The organism is Ruegeria sp. SCP10, from assembly GCF_040329495.1.
Taxonomy (GTDB): domain Bacteria; phylum Pseudomonadota; class Alphaproteobacteria; order Rhodobacterales; family Rhodobacteraceae; genus Ruegeria.
This window is the reverse complement of sequence record NZ_JBDZYF010000050.1, coordinates 1-1,730: the sequence shown is the minus strand read 5'-3', so window position 1 is coordinate 1,730 and position 1,730 is coordinate 1. Positions and strand designations below refer to the sequence as shown.

Genomic DNA, 1,730 nt, shown 5'->3' with positions numbered 1-1,730 from the left:
GCAGGCTAAAGGACTGGCGGCGCGTGGCAACCAGATACGACAGATGCCCAAAGGTCTTCCTGTCGGCAATCGCTCTCGCCGCAACCGTCATCTACTGGTTATGAATCCTGACCCTTAGGCTATTCAACAGATATTTCTTGTTCCCTTCATGACTTGTACTATCCGATTTGCCTCATCAGTGTCTGTTGGAAGAGTGGATAAAAAGTCCGCAGCGATGTGAGCATATTGGAAAGCTTTTGCTTGCAAAAATATGTTCAAATCAACCTGCTCCGTCTTTTCTAAGAAAGGCAAATTAGTAGAATCCTTTGGAACAACGAGGTCAAAGCGAGAGCCATCTACATAAACCGGATCTGATTGTTTGAGCAAAGCGCGAGGGTCTCTAAACTCCAAGGTTGAAACTCGCTTACCTCTAACAGAAAAATCAGAGCGGTGTTCTTCGATCGTTCTTCTTGGTTTGTATTCGTGGTCGCCCCCATCCAAGTATCTTGTGATGAAGTCTGACCTCTGAGCTCCTTTAAGCATTCCTACGGAAATCTGCGGCTCACCATTGCTTGCGCTCATTTCAGTTTTTTCAATCTTGCTTTTCTCGTAGTTCATCTTCTCCTTCAAAATATGAATCGCGTCTACATGACAACTATGCCAATCGGCCTGTCGGGGCCACGGTAATGCAATTACAGAGATATTATATCTTTTAGACAATTCTTCAGCAATAGCTTCAACTTTGAGGTTAGGGTTCCCCATTGAATCAAATATTTCAAGCTTTAGCGAACCGTCAGACTGAGAAGAAATGGAAATTGGTGTAGAGTGCAACTCGTTATGAACAATAATCCCTATTTCTCCCTCTTTTTGGGCTATGTCAGCGACCTTTGCACAAACCGAGGGAGAATTACGTATATCAAGGTTGTTACCATCCAGAAAGAAAATATTGGCTCCATATTTTTCTTGATAACGGTCGGCAACGATCTCTTTTGCCAAGTGTGACAACTTTAGGTAAACTGTTTCAGAATTATTTGATTGCTGTAAGCGGAATGGTGAGGAATGCTCTATTTCCCTCCGAAGTTTTGCTACTCCGAATTCCGTACCGACAACGCGATCACTCGAAAAATCGTTCGAAGAGCTTACCGCTGTAAAAATATCATCGGCTTTGTATGGACCGGGTATTTTCTCAGATATCTTTTCCAAGGCTTGAAACAGCCCGTTTGTAGTAATATCCGCGATTATTTCGCTAGTCTTTGGTGGGTTGAGGAACTGCGAAGCATCAAAGTATAGTGACTGCGTTTCGCTGTTGTTTGAATTTCTTTCCGCCTCGGTGCCAATCGTTGAGATCCCTTCTAGATTTTGGTCAGGATTGCTCTGTTCAACTGACGATCGCGGGCGACTAGACGTTTGTGAGTTATGCTGTGAGAGGGTGGGGGTACTCTGTTGATATGATCGAAAAGGGTTTAACTTGGAGATCGCATTACGAAAAGCGTCAGAGACTTTTGATGCGCAACCATTATGCCTTCTATGAGCTCTTTTGCTACCCGCTGTTTGTGATTCAAGTTTTCCTCCTCTCAACGATTCAGTATATTCAGAGTTACTTTGAGTACCTGAAGCGCGAAAACAACTCGGAGTACAGTTAACTTTCACCATTTTTTGCTATTCCTTCGCTATGCTTCAATTTACCACGTTGATTGCTTATGAGGTGTTTTGTTCTTTTGATAGCTTTTTCACGATCTTATTGATCGTTG

At 43.2% G+C, this 1,730-nt stretch carries 1 protein-coding gene and 1 pseudogene; one reads left to right on the top strand and one right to left on the bottom strand.

Going from position 1 to position 1,730, the window contains the following annotated elements; genetic code table 11:
* A pseudogene (locus ABLN87_RS22165) lies at positions 1–104 on the top strand (IS5/IS1182 family transposase); the annotation flags it as partial.
* Between the two features lie 19 nt (positions 105–123).
* Here ABLN87_RS22165 and ABLN87_RS22160 read toward each other — a convergent pair.
* Entirely contained in the window at positions 124–1,632 is a 1,509-nt protein-coding gene (locus tag ABLN87_RS22160) for a hypothetical protein (protein WP_353014277.1), read from the bottom strand.
* Between the last annotated feature and the right edge of the window lie 98 nt (positions 1,633–1,730).

Bases quoted from the DNA above. Each gene is read 5' to 3' on its own strand.
- ABLN87_RS22160 (WP_353014277.1), bottom strand. From the start codon at position 1,632: ATGGTGAAAGTTAACTGTACTCCGAGTTGTTTTCGCGCTTCAGGTACT.